Here is a 19587-nt window from a genome sequence, read left to right on the forward strand (position 1 = left end):
AACCTGTACGAGAACCAGTCACGCCCCTGCTTGCCTGTTCGAAGCGCCCCGACCGGAGGGCCGGCGGGCCGACCGCCGCGCCGGGACGGCGCGGGCGGCCGGACCCACCGGATCGCTCAGGCCCGGGACGGTGTCCGGCGGATCATGGCCGGACTCCGCCTGCGGGGCCTACAGGGTGCAGCTCTTCCCTCCCAGTGTGAAGGCGGTCGGCGTGCCGTTGCTCCCGGTCCAGCTGCCGGTGAAGCCGAAGGACGCCGAGGACCCGGCCGCGAGCTTGCCGTTCCAGCCGGCGTCGGTGGCCGTCACCGAGGTGCCGGTCTGCTGGACCGTCGCGTTCCACGCCTGCGAGATCTGCTGCCCGTTGGGGAAGGTCCAGGCGAGTTTCCAGCCGTCGATCGCCGTGTCGCCGGTGTTGGTGAGGGTGACGTCGCCCTGGAAACCGCCGGACCACTGGTTGGTGATCTTGTACGTCGCCTTGCAGGCCGCACCGGCGGGGGTGCCGGGGTCCGTACCCGGATCGGTTCCGGGGTCCGTGCCCGGGTCCGTACCGGGGTCGGTGCCCGGGTCCGTGCCCGGATCGGTGGTGCCGGTGTCACCGGACGCGGAGTCGCCGTAGAGGATGCCGCGGCCGTTGGTGGAGACGTACACGCGGCCGAAGATCCGCGGGTCGCCGGTGATCGCGCCACCGGTCCAGCCCCACTGGTGCGCGTCGTCGTTGATCCGCGTCCAGCTCGCGCCCGCGTCGGTGGACCGGAAGATGCCGCGCACCCCGCCGATCTTCGCGCTGGTGAACAGGGTCTGGTACGAGGCGCCTTGGGCCGCCTTGCCGAATCCGATGGTGTCCGCCTGCGCCACGTTGGACAGCTTGGTGAAGGTGGCGCCGGAGTCGGTGGAGTGCCACAGGCCGTACGAGCCGGTGGCGGCGCCGCCGGCCAGCCAGATGTCGCCCTCGATGCCGGGGACGGCCTTGAACCGCACGTTGCCCTCGGCCGGGAGGCCGGTGGACGCCTTCGCGGTGAAGGTGGCGCCGGAGTCGGTGGAGACGTAGAAGACGCCCGCCTTGTAGCCGTAGAACTTCTTCGGGTTCTTGCGGTCCGACTCCACGGTGGCTCCGGCCGGGATGCCGGTGGAGGCCGTCCACGACGAGCCGAAGCCGGTGGTGCGGTACACCCCGGTGCCCGCCGGGCTCCACACGAACGAGCTGCCGTCCGCCGCCGCCGCGACCGTGCCGCCGCCGGTGACGCCCGAGGGGTCGGTGCCGCCGAACCAGTTGGCGCCGTTGTCCGTCGAGAACGCGACGTGCGGGGCCGCGTCCGCGTCACCGACGCGCACCACGGTGCTGGGGGACGCCTCGGCGAAGTCGAGGCTGGTGGAGGAGGTGAAGTTGGGCGAGGTGTACATCATCGCGGGCACGGCGTCGAGGTTCGTGTGCCGGAAGCCGCCGACGTCGAGCAGCGCGCTGAGCAACGGGGCGCCGGAGGGCGGGGAGGCCAGGTCGTTGACGGCCGTCTCCTCGATCCCCTTGACCATGGGCGTGATCGTGAACTTGCTGCCGGTGTCCCAGTTCTTGAGGTTCTCGGTGCCGTAGAGCGTGGCTCCGGTGCCGTACATCATGCGGTTGGAGTCGAACGGGTCGATCTCCAGCGACTCCGTCATCCAGCCGAGCTTCGGGCTGGTCTCGGGCGGCGAGGGGTTGGCGCCCCAGGTGAGCCACGGCACCGAGGAGACGTCCTGGGTGTAGCGGGTGGAGCGGTTGGGGTAACTCGTGTACTCCCAGGCGGTGGTCCAGGTCGCGCCGCTGTCGGTGGACCGGAAGATCTGGGTGTCCGGCCACCAGGAGCTGTAGGCGGTGGCCATCAGCGTGCCGGGCTTCTGCCGGTCCACGGTGAGGCCGCTGAAGCCGTAGTACGTGTCGGCCTCGGCGACCGGGCTGACGTCGATCCAGGTGCCGGTGGCGGTGTCGTAGCGGGCGAGCTTCCCCTTGCCGCCGTCGTACGGGCCGCCGGTGTCGCTCAGCGAGAGGTAGAGGAAGCCGGTGCCCTCGTCCAGGACGCCCTTGTGCGCCAGGTAGCCGGTGGGCTGTCCGGCGATCCGCGTCCAGGTGGCGCCCGCGTCGGTGGAGCGGTAGACGGTGTTGTCCTTGTCCGCCACCCCGACGTAGATGTTCTTCGTCGCCGTCCCCGAGGTGCCGCCGCGCCCGTCGAACGTCACCCAGGTGACGCCCTGGTTGTCGTTGCCGTAGCCGCTGGTGTCGGTCGGGTCCTGGGAGTAGTTCCCGGGGTTGGTGAAGGAGGTGACCTTCGCCCAGGTGGCACCCGAATCGGTGGACCGCCAGAGGCCGTTGCCGCTCGGGGCGCCGAGGTAGAGCACCGAGTTCTTGTGCGGGTCGACGGCCAGCCGCTCACCCATCCCGCGCCCGGGCATGTTGCCGCCGAGCTTGAAGGGGAGCACCGACGGCGTCCAGGTGGCGCCCCGGTCGGTGGAGCGCAGTACCGCGCCGTTGGTGGGGTCCCAGTCGTTGGTGTACGTGCCGGCGGCGACGTACACGTTGTTCGGCTGGACCGGGTCGGAGGCGAGGCTCACCACGCCGGTGTAGCCCCAGTGGTCCCAGTCGACCGAGTCGAGCAGCGGCTTCCACTGCTTGCCCGACTGGTCCCAGCGGTAGGCGCCGCCGATGTCGGTACGGGCGTAGGCGAGGTTCTTCTCGCTCCGGTTGAAGATGATCCCGGGGACGAAACCGCCGCCGTCGACACGGACGTTCTTCCAGGTGTACGAGTCCGCCGCCAGGGTGGCGGACGACGACAGATCGGATGCTTCCGCCGTGGTGGCGGCGGTCCCCGACGTCCGGGGCTGCGCCACCGAGGGGGTGGCGATGCCCGACAAGCCTGCTGACAGGGCGAACACCGCCAGCAGGGCGGCAAAGGGTCTGGCTCTCAAGCGCACGGAAAAGTCCTCTCCGAGCTGGACCGCCACACGGGTGGCAGTGGGCCGATGCGGGGGGTGGGAGCGCTCCCAAGCGCAGCCCGATGGTAGCGGCGCACGGCATCGCGGAGAAGAGGTCGGACAGGAGGTCATCGGATGAATCAGGTCGGGCGCACGAAGCGTCGGGCCCGGCAGCGGCGGACGGGCCCGCTGGACGACGCTGCCGCGCCCGGCCCCGGGCACACCCCACCGGGCGGACCACCGGCCGGGCTGATGGGATGCTGATCAGCTCGCCGGACTTCCGGCTGGGTGGCACATCGGGGAGGGCACGGAAAATGGTGACGCGGAGAACTCTGTCCGTGGTGTTGTGCGGCGTGGTGGCGACGGGGGCGCTGACCGCGTGCGGTGGGAGCGGCACCGGAAAGCCGGAGAGCAAGCCCTCGCCGGTGCCGTCCGCGAGCGACGCGGAGCGCATGACCGAGGCACTGGAAATCTTCAGGGGGTACCGGTCGTACGGACTGAAGGGGGAGGTCCGGGACGACGTGGGCACCCGGATCGACCTGCACGTCGACCGGCGGGGCAACTGCGCCGGAAGCTACGAAACGCTGGGGAACACCACCCGGTTCGTCATGGTCGGGAACCAGGCCTGGGAAGCCTACGACGAGGGGGGCCTGAGCAGTTTCGTGGAACTCGCCAAGCTGACGAACCCCGAGGCGGTGGCCTCCACGGAAGCGGCGGTCGAGAAGGCGCGCGGCAAGTACGTGGAATGGTCGGCCCGCGAGCTGAAGAACGCCCTCGCCCTGTCCCTGTGCGGGACGGACCGGGCGTACGAGGAGCTGCCCGACTCGGTGACCACGGCCGAGCGGGGCAACGGCGGAACGAAGGACGGGGTACGCCTGATCTCGCTCACGCACCCCGAAGAGGACGGCGAGGTGGTCGTCCAGGTGCCCGAGACGGGCACGCCGACGCCTCGTCACATCGAGTTCGAGATCGGGGACGTACCCGTCCTGGTCGACATCGACGACCCGAACATGCCCTTCGAGGCGGAACCGCCCGCTCCTTCCGCCGTGGTATCGGCGGACGACGCGCGCGGGCTGGAACTGTCCATCGAGTGACGCCGCACCCGCCACGGGCGCCGGAAAGGCGGCACGGCTCCTGGGCCTCCGCCTATTCGGCGCCCTCCGGCTCCTCGTCGGAGTCGAGGATCGAGATCTCCAGCTTCCGGAGCAGCACGGCCAGCCGACGCCGCTCGGCCGGGGAGAGCCCGGCGAGCATCCGGTCCTCGTTGTCGAGGTGCTCGGAGAAGACGGTGTCGACCGTGGCGAGACCCTTCTCCGTGAGCCGGGAGTAGACCACCCGGCGGTCGTCGGCGACCCGCTCCCGCACGAGGAGCCCGTCCTTCTCCAGGCGGTCGATGCGCAGGGTGACCCCGGCGGAGGAGACGAGCCCCGAGTCCGCGAGCTGACCCGCCGTCAGCCGGTAGGGCGCACCCGCCCGCCGCAGCGCCGTCAGGACGTCGAAGCCCGCGACGGAGAGACCGTGGCGCTCGATGGACGCGGTGAGGCGGGTGCTGTAGCGGAGGAACGAGCGATGGAGGCGCGCGAGGACTTCCAGTGGGCTCGTGTCCAGCTCGGGCCGCTCGCGGGCCCAGTCCTCGATCACCAGCGCGACGGCGTCGCGGTCCCCGGGCCTCGATGCGGCCATCGTCATCACCTCGTACGGCTCGTGCCGATTTATCACAGTGCCGTGAATCTTACTGCTGAGACGATGAGGTGGGGACGGGTGATCGCGAAGCCTCCGCACGGGTATTGGCGGTGGGGACGGCGGTCGGGACGGCGGCGGGGCCGTCGCACGGGCCCGGCGGTACGGCCGACCGGGGCCGGTCCGCGGTCCGGCCCCGCCCGCCTCACGCGTTCAGTTCCTCCAGCGTCCGCCCCTTCGTCTCCACCGCGAACCACGCGATCACCGCGCCCACCGCGGCGACCACGGCGAGCTGGGCGAAAACGAGGGGGAGGCCGCCGCCGGAGCCGATGACCGCGCCGACGGCGACGGGGCCGAGGATGACGCCGACGCGGTTCCACAGTCCGCCGAAGGCCGCGCCCTTGGCCCGGTTGGAGGTGGGGTAGAGCTCGGGCGAGTAGAGGTAGAGCGCCGCGTTGATGGCGTAGAGGAAGAAGGTCGTGCAGGACGCGAAGAGGGCGACCTGGCCGCCCGAGGTCGCCCCGGCCAGCGCGAGGACGGCGAGCGACAGCACGGTGCCGACGAGCGCGCCGACCAGCGCGGGCCTGCGGCCGACGCGGTCGACGAGGAGGGCGACGACGAAGGTGCCGAGCAGGCCGGTGACGTTGCTGACCAGGGTGTAGACGAGGGCCGTGGTCAGGTCCAGGCCGAACTCCCCGGTGTAGAGCGACGGCAGCCAGGTGGAGATGCCGTGGTTGACGTAGTAGGCGACGAACCACAGGCCCGAGAGCACGGCGGTGCGGCGCAGGTACCTGCCGCGGAACAGGTCGGCGAGCCGGCCCTCGGCGACGTCCTCGGTGGCGCCGCCGACGGCCCGGGGCAGCGGTTCGGCGGTGGAGCGGACGACCTCGGCCTCGATGCGCGCGAGGGCGGCCTCGGCCTCCTCGGTACGCCCCCGGGCCAGCAGCCAGCGCGGCGACTCCTGGACCTGGCGGGGCAGGACGGCGGCGATCACCACGGGCAGCGCGCCGCCGACGAACATGGCGCGCCAGCCGAGGTGGGGCACGACCCAGACGGAGATCAGGGTGGCCGCGGCAAGACCGGCGGGGAAGATCATCTCGTAGAGCAGGACGAACCGCCCCCGCTTGTCGGAGCGGGCGATCTCGTTGATGTAGGTGGCGGCGACGGGCACCACGCCCCCGATGCCGAGCCCCTGGACGAAGCGGAAGAGCGAGAAGGTCCCGATCCCGCCGCAGAGGGCGACGGCGAGGCTGGCGAGGCCGGTGACGGCGACGCCGAGGCCGACGGTGCGCACCCGGCCGATCCGGTCTCCCAGCCAGCCGGCCGCGAGCGCCCCGAGCAGCATGCCGACGGAGGCGGAGGTCACCGCGAAGGTGGCCTGGCCGGTGGTCAGGTGCCACTGCTTCGTGAGGACCGGCAGCGCGGACGCGGCCAGCAGCTGGTCGAACGCCTCGAAGAAGGTGACCGCGCCGATCAGGAACCGGACCTTGACGTGCCAGCGGGAGTGCGGCAGCCGTTCGAGCCGGGCGGAGATGGAACCGGAGGCCTGCTTGCCGGCCACAGTCGTCATGGGGGTCCTTCCGCGGATGACAGGAGTTCCCGCGACCCTAGGTTCATGTACCTAAGCGGTCAATGATTAAGCCCTTAGTAATCTCAACGTAACGCGGCACCACCGGCGTTCACTTCTCGCCAGAACGGGCCACCGGAGCAGCCGGAACGAGAAGTTCCGGGAGCGGGGTCTTGCGCGAATAAATTTAAGCGCTTAGATTTCTAGCACTTCGACACCCCAGGTGGACCGAGCGCGCCGAGCGCCCTCGCACCTGGATCGCGTCCGCAGGACCCATCCGAAATCCCGCCGTCCGGAGGTCTCTTCGTGCCCCCCTTCTCCACCGACATCCTGGTCGCGGGCGTGTGGCGGCCCGGCACGGGCGAGCCCCTCGCCACCGTCGACCCGGCGACCGGCCAGGTCCTCGCCACCGTCGTCTCCGCGTCCGCCGCCGATGTCGCCGAGGCGGCCGAGGCCGCCGCCGTCGCGGTGGAGGACCCGGCCTGGCGGGACCTGCTCCCCCACGAGCGCGCCCGACTGCTGCACCGGATAGCGGAGTTGACCGAGGAGGCGGCCGGCGAGCTCTCCGCCGTCCAGACGGCGGACACCGGGAAGACCCTCGCCGAGACACGGGCCCTCGCCCTCAGCGCGGCCGGCACCTTCCGTTACCTGGCCGCCGCGCTGGAGACCGCCGAGGACACGGTCACCCCGTCCCGGGGCGCGTACGTCACCGTGAGCACGCACGAGCCGATCGGGGTCGTCGCGGCGGTCAACCCGTGGAACTCCCCCATCGCCAGCGACGCCCAGAAGATCGCCCCGGCGCTCGCCGCGGGCAACGCGGTCCTGCTCAAGCCCGCGGGCTGGACCCCGCTGGTCTCCCTCGCGTTCGGCCGCCTGATCACCCGGGCGCTGGAGGAGGCCGGGCTCCCCACCGCACTGCTCTCGGTGCTGCCCGGCAGCGGCCGGGTGGTCGGCGACGCGGTCGTACGCCACCCGCTCGTCGGCCGCATCGGCTTCACCGGAGGCACGGAGACGGGCCGCTCCATCGCGGAGGTCGCGGCCCGGAAGCTGATCCCGGTCTCCCTCGAACTGGGCGGGAAGTCACCGACCGTCGTGCGCGCCGACGCCGATGTCGAACAGGCCCTCGCGGGTGTGCTCTTCGGGATCTTCTCGTCCAGCGGCCAGTCCTGCATCGCCGGTTCGCGGCTCTTCGTCGCCCGCGAGATCTACGACTCCTTCGTCGGTGAACTGGTCGCACGCGTACGCACGTTGCGCGTCGGGCCCGGCACCGACCCGAAGACCCGGGTGGGCCCTCTGGTGCACCTCCGCCACCGGGACGCGGTGGCCGCCTACGTGGACCTCGCCCGCTCCGAGGGCGCCCGGGTGCTCTGCGGCGGCGCGGCGCCCGAGGGCGAGGAGTACGCCGGGGGCGCCTACTACCTCCCGACCGTGCTGGACGGCCTGCCGAACACCTCGCGCACCTGCCAGGAGGAGATCTTCGGCCCGGTGCTCGTCGCCCTGCCGTACGACGACGAGGACGACCTGGTCCGCCAGGCCAACGACTCGGTCTACGGCCTGGCCTGCGGGATCTGGACCCGCGACCACCGCGCCGCCGCGCGGATCGCCCGGCGCGTCCGGGCCGGCACCGTCTGGATCAACACGTACAAGCAGTTCAGCGCCTCCACCCCGTTCAGCGGCTGGAAGGACAGCGGCCTCGGTACGGAGAAGGGGCGCGACGCGATCCGCGCGTACCAGCGCCAGAAGTCCCTGTACTGGGGCACCTCCGAACTCCCCCTCCCCTGGGCGCTCTGACGGACGCCCACGGCGTGCCGTCGAACTGCCCCACCCGCCCCCTGGAGACACTCATGCACCAGCCACCGCCCGGCCCCGTCGCCCGGCTCCGCTCCCTGCGCTACGTCGAGCTGCACACACCCGCCTTCTCGGAGGCCGCCGACTTCTACGAGGAGGTCTGGGGCCTGACGGCCGTGGAGTCGGACACCGGTGCGCGCTGGCTCCGGGGCACGGGCGACGAGCACCACGTCCTCCACCTGACCGAGCGGGACCGGATCGGCCTCGGCCGCCTCGCGTTCGCGGTGGCCACCCCGGCCGAGGTCGACGAGGCGGCCCGCCGCCTCGAAGCGCGGGCCATCGTGCCGGTGTCCGGGCCGGGTCCGCTGGAACAGGTCGGCGGGGGCTACGGGGTGCGGTTCACCGACCCCGAGGGGCGGCTGATCGAGATCAGCGCCCAGGTCCACGCCGTGCCCCCGCGCGGGCGCGAGGAGGCCGTGCCGGTCGGCGTGACGCACGCCGTGCTCAACACCACGGACATCGACGCGGCGGTGGCGTTCTACCGCGACGTGCTGGGGCTGCGGGTCTCCGACTGGTCGGAGCACCAGATGGCGTTCCTGCGGTGCAACGCGGACCACCACTGCGTCGCGTTCAACCAGGCCGAGTGGACCTCGCTCAACCACGTGGCCTACGAGATGAGTTCGGTCGACCACTTCATGCGGGGCATCGGCCGGCTGCGCCACCACGGCATCACCCCGCAGTGGGGCCCGGGTCGTCACGGTCCGGGCGACAACACCTTCTCCTACTTCACCGACCCCTCCGGGCTGGTCTGCGAGTACACCTCCGAGGTCGCCCAGATCGTCGAGGACGCCTGGATCGCCCGGGTGTGGCGGCGCGTGCCCGAGCTGTCCGACCTCTGGGGGACGGCCGGGGCGCCCTCGAAGGAGATCCGCTGCCACATGGCCGGAACGCCCGATCCCGGCCCGCTCGCCCCCGTGGACGCCCCGACCACCGCTGGGGCCCCGGCCGACGCACCCGCACCCGCACCCGCACCCGCACCCGCACCCGCACCGAAGGAGACCGCCGCATGAGCACCGTACGCAAGGTCGGCCTGGTCGGCTGGGGCGCCATCGGCCGCGTGGTCGGCACGGCCCTCGCCGAAGGCCGGCTGGCGGGAGCCGAGTTGGCGTGCGTCGTCGACAACCGCCCGCTGGGCGAGGCCGCGCCCGCCCGGCAGGTCACCTTCGAGGAGGCCCTGGAGCTCTGCGACCTGATCGTGGAGGCGGCCGGACAGGGCGTCGTCCGCGAGTGGGGCGAACGCGTCCTCGCCTCCGGCACCGACCTGCTGATCGCCTCCAGCGGGGCGCTGACCGACGAGGACCTGGCCAAGCGGCTGATGGCGGCGGGCCCCGGCCGGGTGTACTTCACCGGGGGCGCGGTCGGCGGGCTCGACCTGCTCCAGGCCGCGTGCTCGCTCGGACCGCTCGACGAGGTCCGCCTCACCACGACCAAGCTGCCCTCCACCCTCGAACAGCCCTGGATGGACGAGGAGTTGCTGACCCGTATGCGGACGGCGACGGGACCGGTCGAGGTCATGTCCGGTACCGCGCGCGACGTCCCGGTCAAATTCCCCAAGTCGACGAACGTGGCCGCCTCGGTCGCGCTGGCCGTCGGCGACCTGGACACTGTGCGGGTCCAGGTCGTCGCCGATCCGGCGGCGCACCGCACCCGGCACCTGATCGAGGCGTCCGGCCCGCACGGCTCGTACCGCTTCGAAGTGGCGCACCGGCCCGACCCGGAGAACCCGGCGACCAGCCAGGTCGTGCCGTACGCGGTGCTGCGCGGGCTGGCGGCGCTGGCCGGGCGCAGCGGGCAGATCCTGTGACCGCGCCCGCCGCCGTCCACGTGGTGGAGGCCGGGGAGCGGGGGCCGCTGCTGCTCTGCCTGCACGGCATCGGCTCCTCGTCGGCGGCGTTCGCGCCGCAGCTCGCCGAACTCTCCGCGCACGCCCGGGTGGTGGCCTGGGACGCCCCCGGGTACGCGGCCTCGCCCGACCCCGAAGGGCCGCTCGCCCTCGACGACTTCGCGGACGCGGCGGCCGGGCTGATCCGGGAGCGGGGCGGCAGCGCCCACGTCCTCGGGGTCTCCTGGGGCGGGGTGATCGCGTTGCGCCTCGCGGCCCGCCACCCGGAGCTGGTGGCGTCCCTGATCGTCGCCGATTCGAGCGCCGGTTCCGGCACCGACCCGGCGAAGGCCGAGGGGATGCGCGCCAGGGCCGCCGAGCTGGCGGAGCTGGGCCCGCGCGCCTTCGCCGAGGCCCGCGGCCCCCGGCTGGTCTCACCCGACGCGCCGGACGAGCTGGTCCGGCGGGTCGTGGACACCATGGCCGCCTCGGTCCGGCTGCCCGGCTACGCCCACGCCGCCGCGTCGATGGCCTCGGCCGACCTGCGCGGCGAGCTTCCCTCCATTGCCGCGCCCACGCTGGTGCTCTGCGGCGACCAGGACCACGTCACCGGCGTCGAAGCGAGCCAGGTCCTCGCCGGGGCCGTCCACCGGACCGCCTACGTGATCGTCAAGGACGCCGGTCACCTGGCCAACCAGGAGCAGCCCGGGCGCTTCAACGCCTGGGTGCTCGCCCACCTGCGGATCACCGCAGCCATCCCCGAGTAGGAGCTCTCCCCATGCCTCTCACCACCACCGCGTACGACAACGGCGACGACCTCTCCGCGTACACCGACTCGCTCATCGCCTCCAAGGAGTCGCGCGTCGCCGACTTCGACACGCTGTCCTTCCAGGAGAAGGCCGGCCCGCAGTACCGGCGCGGCCAGATCCGTTACGTCGGCTCCGGCGCGACCGGCAACCACGAGGGCGACAGCCGGATCATCCCGTCCGGCGGGTTCACCTTCTCCAACATGCTGCTGCCGCCGGGCGCCGAGGGCCCGGCCCACACCCACCACGACGTCGAGGAGGCCTTCTTCGTCCTGGAGGGCGAGGTCAAGGTCGGCATCCACCGCGGCCCGGACGAGGCGGAGTACCGCACGCTCGGCTACCGCGACATGATCGTCGTCCCGGCCGGGGTGACCCGTTCGCTGAAGAACGAGGGTGACACCGACGCGCTGTTCTGCGTGGTCATCGGCACGCGGAAGCCGCAGGTGCCGTCGTACCCGGAGTACTCCCCGATGCACGGTGTCACCCGTGACTGACCGTTCCCCGGACGGCGTGCGCACGGTCGTCGTCACCGGTGCGGGCCGTGGCCTGGGACTGGCCATGGCCCGCCGGGCGGGCGCCGACGGCTTCCGGGTCGTCGTCGCCGAGCTGGAGCGGGAGCGGGGCGAGCGGGCGGTGGCCGCTCTGCGCGCGGACGGGATCGACGCGCACTTCGTACGGTGCGACGTGGCCGATCCCGCCTCGGTGGCGGATCTGGCCGGCGCTGTGCGCGAACTGGGGCCGCTGTACGGCCTGGTGAACAACGCCGCGCTCGCCAACGGCGTGGGCGGTGAAGAGTTCTGGGACATCGGCGTCGAGGTGTGGGACCGGCTGATGGCCATCAACGCCCGCAGCCCGTGGCTGGTGGCGAAGGCGCTGTACCCGCTCTTCGGCCCCGTGGGCCGGATCGTCAACCTCGCCTCGGACGCGGCTCTCTACGGTTCGCCGCGGCTCGCCCACTACATCGCCTCAAAGGGCGCGGTCATCGCGCTCACCCGGGCGATGGCGCGGGAGCTCGGCGAGCGGGGGATCACCGTGAACGCGGTGGCCCCCGGTCTGACCGAGTGCGAGGCGACCGAGACCGTGCCCGCCGAGCGCCACGACCTCTACCGGGCCAACCGGGCCATCTCCCGGCCGCAACAGCCCGAGGACATCACCGGGATCGTCTCCTTCCTGCTCGGCGAGGAGTCCCGCTATCTGACCGGACAGGTGGTCGCCGTCAACGGCGGCTTCACCATGAACTGAAGCGCAGGAGAAATCCGTCATGGATCTGGGACTCGCGGGCCGCGCCTACGTGGTCACCGGCGGCAGCTCGGGCGTCGGCCTGGCCACCGTCCGCGCCCTGCTCGACGAGGGCGCCGACGTGGCGACGTGCGGGCGGGACGCGGCACGGCTGGCCACGGCCGCCGACGGGCTCGGCACCCGGCCCGGCCGGCTGCTGACGCGGGTGTGCGACGTACGGGACGCGGAGGCGGTGCGCGGTTTCGTCCGGCGGGCCGCCGAGGAGTTCGGCGGCGTGGACGGACTCGTCAACAACGCGGGGCAGTCCCGGATGAAGGGGCTCGACGACTCGACCGCCGAGGACTGGCGGGACGAGCTGGAGCTGAAGTTCGCCGGGGTGCTGCATCCGTTGCGGGCCGCCCGCCCCTATCTCGCCGCCTCCGACGCGGCGAGCGTCGTCAACATCAACGCGGTGCTCGCGAAGCAGCCGGAGCCCCGGCTCATCACGACGAGCGCCGCCCGCGCCGGCATTCTCAACCTCTCCAAGTCCCTGTCGGCGGAGCTGGCCGACGACGGCATCCGGGTCAACTCCGTGTGCCTCGGGCTCGTCGACACCGGTCAGTGGACCCGCCGCCACGCGGCGGCCGGCACCGGGCAGTCCTACGAGGACTGGCAGGCGGAGCTGGCCGCCGACCGCGGGGTGGCGCTCGGGCGGCTCGGCCGCGCCGAGGAAGTCGCCTACGCCGTGGTCGCGTTGCTCTCGCCCCGCGCCTCGTACATCACCGGCACCGCCGTCGACGTCTGCGGCGGCGTCGGCCGTTCCATCCTCTGAGGAGACACCATGCGTCACGACAACGGAGGCGATCTCCTCGTCGCCGTCCTGCGGGAACTCGGCATCGACACCGTCTTCGGCATCGTCAGCGTGCACAACCTGCCGCTGGTGGAAGCCGTCGACCGCGAACTGCGGTTCGTACCCGTGCGGCACGAGGCGTCCGCCGTCAACGCCGCCGACGCCTACGGGCGGGCCCGGGGCTCGCTCGGCTGCGCCCTCACCTCGACCGGTACGGGCGCGGGCAACGCGGCCGGTTCGCTGATCGAGTCGCTCGCCGCGGGCAGCTCGGTCCTGCACGTCACCGGCCAGGTGGAGAGCGCATTCCTGGGCGGCGGACGGGGGTACATCCACGAGACCAAGGACCAGCTCGGCATGCTGGACGCGGTCTCGGTGTACGCGGCGAGCGTGCCCGACACCGAGCGGGCGGGCCTGATCCTGCGCCAGGCGGCGCGTGCGGCGCTGGCCTCGCCCGGCGGCCCGGCGAGCGTGGAGTGGCCGATCGACCTCCAGTACGCGGCACAGAACGACGAGGCGCCCCAGCCGGCCGTCCGCGCCCTGCCCCCGCTCGTGGAGAGCGACGCGTCCGCCGCCGGGGCCCTTCTCGCCGCCGCGCGGCGCCCGTTGATCTGGGCGGGCGGCGGGGCGAACGGCGCCCGCGACGAGCTGACCCGGCTGCTGGAGGCGACCGGCGCGGGTCTGCTCACCTCCAACTCCGGCCGGGGCGCGGTCCCCGAGGACCACGGGCAGGTCGTCGGCAACTTCGCCACCACCCCGGCGGTGCGCGCGCTCCTCGCCGACGCGGACCTGCTCGTCACGGTCGGTACGCACTTCCGCTCGAACGAGACGGCCGACTACACGCTGGAACTCCCCGGGGCCCACATCCAGATCGACGTGGACGCGGCGGCGCTCGGCCGGGTGTATCCCGCGGCCCACACCCTGCACGCGGACGCCTCGGCGGCCCTGGCGGCGCTGCTCGCGCACGCCCGGCCGGCCGAGGAGGGCTGGACGGCACGCGTCGGGGCCGTCCGCGCCGAGGTGCGGGCGAACCTGCACGACTCCATCGGACCGCAGGCGGCGATCTGCGACGCGATCCGCGCCGCGCTCCCCCGCGAGGCCGTGGTCGCCCGCGACGTCACCATCCCGTCGAGCAGTTGGGGCAACCGGCTGCTGGAGATGTACGACCCGCGCGACAACGTCTTCCCGCGCGGCGGCGGCATCGGCCAGGGGCTCGGCATGGGCATCGGCGCCGCGCTCGGCCGCCCGGACTCCCCGACCGTGGTGATCGCGGGCGACGGCGGACTCGCGGTGCACCTCGGCGAACTCCTCACCCTCGCCCAGGAACGCCCGCCCCTCACCTTGATCGTCTTCAACGACGGCGGGTACGGCGTGCTCCGCAACATGCAGGACCGGTACGGCGAGCGGCGCTCCGGGGTGGACCTGGTGACCCCCGACTTCGAGCTGCTGGCACGCGCCTGCGGGCTGCCCTACGCGCGGATCTCCGCCGAGGAGCACGCCGCCCCGGTGCTCGACCACGCCGTCGCCTCGGGCGGCCCGGTCCTGGTCGAGGTCGACCTGACGGCCCTCGGCCCGATGAAGAACCCCTTCACCCCGCCCGTGCGGATCCCCGGGCAGTAGCCCGTGCCCGCTGGACACCGCCGCAAAAACCGCCGGCAAGGAGGCACCTGGCCATGAGCGAGAAGTCGCTGGAGCTGATCGTCCGCCGTATGACGTGGGAGGCCGAGGGCGTACTGTCCGTCGAACTCGCCGACCCGCACGGCAAACCCCTGCCCGGCTGGACCCCGGGCGCGCACCTCGACGTCCATGTCGGCGGCCGGGTCCGCCAGTACAGCCTGTGCGGCGACCCACTGGTTCCCGACGTCTACCGCATCGGCGTGCTCAACGAGCCCTCTTCGCGCGGTGGTTCGCGGTACGTCCACACCCGGCTGCGCCCCGGACAGCTGGTCACCGCCTCCGAGCCGCGCAACCACTTCGCGCTGGAGGAGGCCGGCTCCTACGTGTTCGTCGCGGGCGGCATCGGCATCACCCCGCTGCTGGCGATGGCCCGGGAGACGGCCCGGCGCGGGGTGCCGTGGCGGCTGGTGCACGGCGGCCGGAGCCGCGCCTCCATGGCGTTCACCCCGGAGCTGGACGCGCTCGGCGGGGACGTCACGCTCGTCGCGCAGGACGAGCGCGGCCACATCGACCTCGACGGGGCGCTGGCCGGGCTGCCCGAGGACGCGCTGGTGTACTGCTGCGGGCCCGAGCCGCTGCTCGCCGCCGTCCAGGAGCGCTGCCCGGAAGGCCGGCTCCGGCTGGAGCGCTTCGCCGCTCCGGCCGTCGAACGCGGCGGCGAGGACGCCTCGTTCGAGGTGGAGTGCCGTACGTCGGGGGTGATTCTCACCGTCGGCGCGGACACGTCCGTCCTCGAAGCCGCCGAGGAGGCGGGGCTGTCCGTCGACAGCTCGTGCCGCGACGGGATCTGCGGCTCGTGCGAGACCCGTGTCCTCGAAGGCACTCCGGACCACCGCGACTTCCTGCTCAGCGCGGCGGAGCACGCCGCGAGCGCCACGATGATGATCTGCGTCTCGCGGTGCGCCTCCGGCCGTCTCGTCCTCGACCTGTGACCCCTCCCCCCGCACCCCCTGGAGCCACCATGACCGACACCACGACCGGCACCTGGCCGTATCTGGACGTCCACCAGTCCCGGACGCGACCGCCGACCCCGTACGAGTACAAGCTCGCCGCGACCCTCGAAGAGGTCTTCACCACAGAGGGGCACGAACTGACCGATGTCATACGCGGCCTGAACGCACGTCAGGTCCACGCCGCCGACGGCACGCCCTGGACCGAGGAGTCCTTCCGCGCCGAGATCACCCGACTGGGAGCCTGACCATGACGCTGTCGTCCTCCGCCACCGCGGACCACATCTACGCCACGGGGCTGCGCAACCAGTGGCACCCCGTCGTCCCCTCGCACTTCGTCGCGCCGGGTGCGATGCGCCGGGTGACCGCGCTCGGCGAGCAGTGGCTGCTGTTCCGCCGCTCGGACGGCGCCCTGTCGATGCTGGCCGACCGGTGTCCGCACCGGGGCGCACCGCTCTCCCTGGGCAAGCACCTCGGCGACCGGGTCGCGTGCTGGTACCACGGGGTGGAGGTGGAGGGCGACGGCACCGTGTCGTCCGTCCCCGGGCTGCCCGGGTGCAGCCTGGAGGGGAAGAAGCTGGTCACCTCGCTGCCGGTGCGGGAGGTGGCGGGCGCGGTCCTCGCGTACTTCGGCGACGAGGAACACCCAGAGCCGCCGGAGCTGACGCTGCCCGATCCGCTCGACGACGACGGGGTGTCCGCCTTCCTCTGCTACGCCGAGTGGAACGTGCCGTGGCGCTACGCCGTGGAGAACCTGCTCGACCCGATGCACGGGGCGTTCCTCCACCACGACTCCCACACCATGTTCGACGGCGACACCACCGCCAAGTTCCGTATCCGCGAGACCGATCGCGGCTACTTCTTCGAGAAGACGGACCAGCGGGGCGTCAACTTCGACTGGGTGGAGCTCTGCCGCACCGGCGTGGACTGGGTCGACCTGTCGATCCCGTACCCGCCGTCGGCCGGCCCCGGCGGCCCGTTCGGCATCGTCGGCATGGTCTGCCCGGTCGACGCGGAGCGCTCCGGTGTCTTCTTCTGGCGCTACCGCCGGGTGGCGGACTGGCAGCGGGCCTCGTGGCGCTTCCTCTACCGGACGCTGATCGAGAAGCGCCACTGGGAGGTGCTGGAGCAGGACCGCGTGATGCTGGAGGCGCTGCCCGCCGACGCGGACCAGCGGGAGAACCTGTACCAGCACGACCTGGGCGTGGTGCGGCTGCGCCGGCTCTACCGGGCGGGGGCCGCGGCGCAGTCGACGGCCGCGCGCCAGTAGGGCCTTGTGGGGCGGTGTCCGGATCATGCCGGGCGAGCCGGGCCCTCGGTGGGCCGGCCGGTGGCACCGGGGCGGTGGAGCCTGCGCAGCGCGAGGAGGCCGCCGACGCCGGGGACGAGGGCGAGGGCCTTGATGGTGGTCGTGGCCGGTGCCAGGCGCCAGGTGGCGATCACGACGAACAGGTAGGCGCAGCCGTGGGTGGGGCCCATCAGGGACGAGACGGGCCTGAGGTGGGCGGTGGCGAGGTTGGCCAGCAGCACGGTCAGCGAGACGAGTTCGGCGTGCGCCGCGACGCGCAGGGGGCGAAGGTGCACGGTCACGCTCCCGTGGTGGAGCCGGGACGGACGATCATCAGAACGGTGACGGTGGCCCACAGCAGGTTGAAGACGCCGGTGAGCAGGGCGAGCCGGGCGGCCGGGGGCAGCGCGGGTCCGGGCCCCGACGCCTGCGCGGCGGTCAGGGCCTGGTCCTGGGCGGGCAGGATCAGCAGGCCCAGGACGGCGGCAGCCGCGGCGGTCAGGACGATCGAGGTGATCAGCCATCCGTTGCCGAGGACGTCGAGGCTGCCGGCCGTGGCGAACCCGAAGGCGGGAACCGCGATGCCGATGCCGGCGTAGACGCGGCAGATGCGGTGCAGGGTGCGCAGGCCCGCGACCTGCTCACGGTCGCCCGGGGCGCTGTGGGCGCGACGCAGCGCCCCGGGGAACATGCTCGCGGCGACCGTGACCGGTCCTACGGCGAGTACCGCCGCCAGGACGTGCAGGGAGAGGAGAAGTTTCGTCATGCCCGGCGCTCCACGGCCGCGGGGTCGGCCGGGCCCGCGGGTGCGGGGTCTTCGCCGTCGTACAAAACGCGCTGGGCATGCATGGTGAGGTTCCTTCGGGGGCGGTCGGCGTCCGGCCGGTGCCGGAGTCGTTCCCGACGCTAGTGGGGCGTCGACCCGCGCCCCAGTGGCGTGAGTGACACCTTTCAACGGGAAAGTGCCATGACGCCGGGCAGGGCTCTGAACTGGCCGGATCCCCGGACTCGGGACGCCGTGGCGGCTTCACGGCTACCGGGGGCCGGGTATCTTCTCGCCATGCACGCCATTGCCGTCCTCGCCCTGGACCAGGTGATCCCCTTCGACCTGTCCACGCCGATCGAGGTCTTCTCCCGCACCCGTCTCCCGGACGGACGCCCCGGCTACCGGATCCGCGTCTGCGGCGAGCGGCCGGAGATCGACGCCGGTGCCTTCACCGTGCGCGTGCCCTGGGGGCTGGAAGGCCTTGACGCCGCGGACACGATCATCGTTCCCGGTACCGCCGACCTCGCGGCCCCGCTCGCCCCCGCCGTCCGCGACGCGCTGCGCACGGCCGCCGCGAACGGCACGCGCATCGCCTCCATCTGCTCGGGCACGTTCCCCCTGGCCGCCACCGGGCTCCTCGACGGCCTGCGTGCCACCACCCACTGGGCCGCGGCCGGTCTCCTGGCCGCCGCCCACCCGGCCGTCGAGGTGGACCCGGACGTCCTGTACGTCGACAACGGCCAGATCCTCACCTCCGCGGGCGCCGCCGCGGGCCTGGACCTGTGCCTGCACATGATCCGCCGTGACTACGGCTCGGCCGTCGCCGCCGACGCGGCCCGGCTGTCCGTCATGCCACTGGAACGCGAGGGCGGGCAGGCGCAGTTCATCGTCCACGATCACGCACCCGCCCCCCAGGGATCGACGCTCGAACCGCTGCTGGCCTGGCTGCGGGAGAACCTGGGCTCCGATCTCACCCTCGCCGACATCGCCGCGCACGCCGGGACGAGTACCCGGACCCTGATCCGGCGCTTCCGCGAACAGACCGGCACCACCCCGCTCCAATGGCTCCACCGCGCACGCGTCCGCCAGGCCCAGCATCTCCTGGAGACCACACGCCACTCCGTCGAACGCATCGGCGTGCAGGTCGGATTCGGTTCGCCCACCACTTTCCGCGACCGGTTCAAGAAGACCACCGGCGTCAGCCCGCAGAGCTACCGCCGCACCTTCGGCTGACACGGTCCGTCGCGCCGCCCCCGCGGACGGCCCTGTCCCGCAGCGGCGCCGGAAGCGGTCTCCGCCCGTGGTTCGGCGGCGGCCTTTCGGGGTCGTCCCAGCAGCACCCCCGCGAGGATCAGCGCCATTCCGGCGAGCTGCCGGGCGGTGAGGCCCTCCGCCGCCAGGACCGTGCCGAGCAGGACACCGGTGACCGGGTTGAGGAGGCCGACGAGGCCGACCGTGGCGGCGGGCAACAGGCGCAGGGCCGCGAACCAGGCGAGGAAGGCGAGGGCGGTGGCGACGAGCGTGACGTAGCCGAATCCCAGGAGCGCGCGGCGGTCCAGCGGTGGCGGCGCTCCCTCGCGTACGACCGCCGCCGCCAGCAGGAGCACCCCGCCGAAGCAGAGCTGCCAGGCGGTGGAGGCGAGGACTCCGGCGCCGGAGCTCCAGCGCTGGGAGAGCACGTATCCCAGGGAGGAGACCAGCATGGCGGCGACGGACGCGATCAGGCCGCCGGTCCCGCCGCCCCCGGTACGGCCCCACATCATCAGGACCACCCCGGCGAGTCCGCTCGCCCCGCCGGCCAGGTGGGCGACACGGGGGCGCTGGGCGAGCAGGGCCCACGCGGTGACCGTCATGACCAGCGGGGAGAGCGCCATCACCATCGACGCGGTGCTGGTGGCCAGGCGCTGGGCGGCGATGTAGACGAGCACGAAGAAGGCGCTGGTGTTCAGCAGCCCCAGCACGGCGGCCCGCCCCCACCAGGCTCCGGTGGGCCGGGTCCGGGCGAGGAGCAGCAGCAGGCATCCGGCGGGCAGGGCGCGCAGGGCGGCTCCCCAGAGCGGGTCTCCGGCGGGGAGGTAGTGGCGGGTGACGTAGTAGGTGGTGCCCCAGGCCACCGGCGCCACGGCGGCGACGGCCAGGCCTCGCACATTAGCTTCCATGGAAGGCATATTAGCT

The 19587-nt window shown here is 72.8% G+C and carries 19 protein-coding genes; 13 read left to right on the forward strand and 6 right to left on the reverse strand.

Features of this window, described 5'->3' with window-relative positions:
* Window positions 1–168 precede the first annotated feature (168 nt).
* Complete coding sequence (locus ACFWEE_RS10785; RefSeq protein WP_386888249.1) at window positions 169–2943, reverse strand: cellulose binding domain-containing protein; 2775 nt, start codon at window positions 2941–2943, stop codon at window positions 169–171.
* Window positions 2944–3257: 314 nt separating this feature from the next.
* On the opposite strand from ACFWEE_RS10785, the gene ACFWEE_RS10790 reads away from it, so the two are divergent.
* Window positions 3258–4037, forward strand: a complete 780-nt coding sequence (locus ACFWEE_RS10790) for a hypothetical protein (protein ID WP_386888250.1) — start codon at window positions 3258–3260, stop codon at window positions 4035–4037.
* A gap of 52 nt (window positions 4038–4089) precedes the next feature.
* Here ACFWEE_RS10790 and ACFWEE_RS10795 read toward each other — a convergent pair whose 3' ends face one another.
* Window positions 4090–4632 carry a MarR family winged helix-turn-helix transcriptional regulator gene (locus ACFWEE_RS10795; protein WP_386888319.1) on the reverse strand — a complete coding sequence of 181 codons (543 nt, stop codon included), beginning with the start codon at window positions 4630–4632 and terminating at the stop codon, window positions 4090–4092.
* A 196-nt stretch (window positions 4633–4828) separates the two neighbouring features.
* Window positions 4829–6193, reverse strand: coding sequence for an MFS transporter (locus ACFWEE_RS10800; RefSeq protein WP_386888251.1), 1365 nt, complete (start codon window positions 6191–6193; stop codon window positions 4829–4831).
* A gap of 303 nt (window positions 6194–6496) precedes the next feature.
* On the opposite strand from ACFWEE_RS10800, the gene ACFWEE_RS10805 reads away from it, so the two are divergent.
* The 11 genes from ACFWEE_RS10805 to ACFWEE_RS10855 are packed head-to-tail and all read left to right on the forward strand — an operon-like array spanning window position 6497 to window position 16628.
* Complete coding sequence (locus ACFWEE_RS10805) at window positions 6497–7981, forward strand: aldehyde dehydrogenase family protein (RefSeq protein WP_386888252.1); 1485 nt, start codon at window positions 6497–6499, stop codon at window positions 7979–7981.
* Between the two features lie 53 nt (window positions 7982–8034).
* A complete protein-coding gene (locus ACFWEE_RS10810) occupies window positions 8035–9048 on the forward strand; it encodes a VOC family protein (protein WP_386888253.1) in 1014 nt (337 codons plus the stop codon).
* On the forward strand, window positions 9045–9842 hold the full coding sequence (locus tag ACFWEE_RS10815; RefSeq protein WP_386888254.1) for an aspartate dehydrogenase domain-containing protein: 798 nt from the start codon (window positions 9045–9047) through the stop codon (window positions 9840–9842). The genes ACFWEE_RS10810 and ACFWEE_RS10815 overlap by 4 nt, the downstream gene beginning before the upstream one ends.
* On the forward strand, window positions 9839–10627 hold the full coding sequence (locus tag ACFWEE_RS10820; protein WP_386888255.1) for an alpha/beta fold hydrolase: 789 nt from the start codon (window positions 9839–9841) through the stop codon (window positions 10625–10627). The genes ACFWEE_RS10815 and ACFWEE_RS10820 overlap by 4 nt, the downstream gene beginning before the upstream one ends.
* Window positions 10628–10638: 11 nt before the next feature.
* Window positions 10639–11160, forward strand: coding sequence for a cupin domain-containing protein (locus tag ACFWEE_RS10825; protein WP_386888256.1), 522 nt, complete (start codon window positions 10639–10641; stop codon window positions 11158–11160).
* Window positions 11153–11908: an SDR family oxidoreductase gene (locus ACFWEE_RS10830; RefSeq protein WP_386888257.1), complete on the forward strand. Its 756-nt coding sequence runs from the start codon at window positions 11153–11155 to the stop codon at window positions 11906–11908. Before ACFWEE_RS10825 ends, ACFWEE_RS10830 begins: the two co-directional genes overlap by 8 nt.
* A 19-nt stretch (window positions 11909–11927) precedes the next feature.
* A complete protein-coding gene (locus ACFWEE_RS10835; protein ID WP_386888258.1) occupies window positions 11928–12716 on the forward strand; it encodes an SDR family oxidoreductase in 789 nt (262 codons plus the stop codon).
* 9 nt (window positions 12717–12725) lie between these two features.
* A complete protein-coding gene (locus ACFWEE_RS10840; protein WP_386888259.1) occupies window positions 12726–14351 on the forward strand; it encodes a thiamine pyrophosphate-binding protein in 1626 nt (541 codons plus the stop codon).
* Between the two features lie 53 nt (window positions 14352–14404).
* Window positions 14405–15340 carry a PDR/VanB family oxidoreductase gene (locus tag ACFWEE_RS10845; RefSeq protein WP_386888260.1) on the forward strand — a complete coding sequence of 312 codons (936 nt, stop codon included), beginning with the start codon at window positions 14405–14407 and terminating at the stop codon, window positions 15338–15340.
* A gap of 29 nt (window positions 15341–15369) precedes the next feature.
* Window positions 15370–15606: a recombinase-like helix-turn-helix domain-containing protein gene (locus ACFWEE_RS10850; RefSeq protein WP_386888261.1), complete on the forward strand. Its 237-nt coding sequence runs from the start codon at window positions 15370–15372 to the stop codon at window positions 15604–15606.
* 2 nt (window positions 15607–15608) lie between these two features.
* Window positions 15609–16628 carry a Rieske 2Fe-2S domain-containing protein gene (locus ACFWEE_RS10855; protein WP_386888262.1) on the forward strand — a complete coding sequence of 340 codons (1020 nt, stop codon included), beginning with the start codon at window positions 15609–15611 and terminating at the stop codon, window positions 16626–16628.
* A 23-nt stretch (window positions 16629–16651) separates the two neighbouring features.
* Here the strand turns inward: ACFWEE_RS10855 and ACFWEE_RS10860 are convergent, their stop codons facing one another.
* The gene (locus tag ACFWEE_RS10860; protein ID WP_386888263.1) at window positions 16652–16948 is read right to left on the reverse strand and encodes a DUF3817 domain-containing protein; all 297 of its coding nucleotides are present in this window, start codon (window positions 16946–16948) and stop codon (window positions 16652–16654) included.
* The gene (locus ACFWEE_RS10865; RefSeq protein WP_386888264.1) at window positions 16945–17412 is read right to left on the reverse strand and encodes a hypothetical protein; all 468 of its coding nucleotides are present in this window, start codon (window positions 17410–17412) and stop codon (window positions 16945–16947) included. The genes ACFWEE_RS10860 and ACFWEE_RS10865 overlap by 4 nt, the downstream gene beginning before the upstream one ends.
* Window positions 17413–17706: 294 nt before the next feature.
* Here ACFWEE_RS10865 and ACFWEE_RS10870 point away from each other — a divergent pair, with 294 nt between their 5' ends.
* The gene (locus ACFWEE_RS10870; protein WP_386888265.1) at window positions 17707–18645 is read left to right on the forward strand and encodes a GlxA family transcriptional regulator; all 939 of its coding nucleotides are present in this window, start codon (window positions 17707–17709) and stop codon (window positions 18643–18645) included.
* On the opposite strand, the gene ACFWEE_RS10875 is transcribed toward ACFWEE_RS10870, so the two are convergent.
* A complete protein-coding gene (locus ACFWEE_RS10875) occupies window positions 18624–19571 on the reverse strand; it encodes a DMT family transporter (RefSeq protein ID WP_386888266.1) in 948 nt (315 codons plus the stop codon). The two genes, ACFWEE_RS10870 and ACFWEE_RS10875, sit on opposite strands and share 22 nt — an antisense overlap.
* Window positions 19572–19587: the final 16 nt, after the last annotated feature.

It is taken from the genome of Streptomyces sp. NPDC060184, from assembly GCF_042728795.1.
GTDB lineage: Bacteria > Actinomycetota > Actinomycetes > Streptomycetales > Streptomycetaceae > Streptomyces.

Bases quoted from the DNA above. Each gene is read 5' to 3' on its own strand.
- ACFWEE_RS10810 (WP_386888253.1), top strand. From the start codon at position 8,035: ATGCACCAGCCACCGCCCGGCCCCGTCGCCCGGCTCCGCTCCCTGCGC.
- ACFWEE_RS10850 (WP_386888261.1), top strand. From the start codon at position 15,370: ATGACCGACACCACGACCGGCACCTGGCCGTATCTGGACGTCCACCAG.
- ACFWEE_RS10790 (WP_386888250.1), top strand. From the start codon at position 3,258: ATGGTGACGCGGAGAACTCTGTCCGTGGTGTTGTGCGGCGTGGTGGCG.
- ACFWEE_RS10845 (WP_386888260.1), top strand. From the start codon at position 14,405: ATGAGCGAGAAGTCGCTGGAGCTGATCGTCCGCCGTATGACGTGGGAG.
- ACFWEE_RS10870 (WP_386888265.1), top strand. From the start codon at position 17,707: ATGCACGCCATTGCCGTCCTCGCCCTGGACCAGGTGATCCCCTTCGAC.
- ACFWEE_RS10875 (WP_386888266.1), bottom strand. From the start codon at position 19,571: ATGGAAGCTAATGTGCGAGGCCTGGCCGTCGCCGCCGTGGCGCCGGTG.
- ACFWEE_RS10815 (WP_386888254.1), top strand. From the start codon at position 9,045: ATGAGCACCGTACGCAAGGTCGGCCTGGTCGGCTGGGGCGCCATCGGC.
- ACFWEE_RS10825 (WP_386888256.1), top strand. From the start codon at position 10,639: ATGCCTCTCACCACCACCGCGTACGACAACGGCGACGACCTCTCCGCG.
- ACFWEE_RS10840 (WP_386888259.1), top strand. From the start codon at position 12,726: ATGCGTCACGACAACGGAGGCGATCTCCTCGTCGCCGTCCTGCGGGAA.
- ACFWEE_RS10795 (WP_386888319.1), bottom strand. From the start codon at position 4,632: ATGACGATGGCCGCATCGAGGCCCGGGGACCGCGACGCCGTCGCGCTG.
- ACFWEE_RS10865 (WP_386888264.1), bottom strand. From the start codon at position 17,412: ATGACGAAACTTCTCCTCTCCCTGCACGTCCTGGCGGCGGTACTCGCC.
- ACFWEE_RS10800 (WP_386888251.1), bottom strand. From the start codon at position 6,193: ATGACGACTGTGGCCGGCAAGCAGGCCTCCGGTTCCATCTCCGCCCGG.
- ACFWEE_RS10855 (WP_386888262.1), top strand. From the start codon at position 15,609: ATGACGCTGTCGTCCTCCGCCACCGCGGACCACATCTACGCCACGGGG.
- ACFWEE_RS10835 (WP_386888258.1), top strand. From the start codon at position 11,928: ATGGATCTGGGACTCGCGGGCCGCGCCTACGTGGTCACCGGCGGCAGC.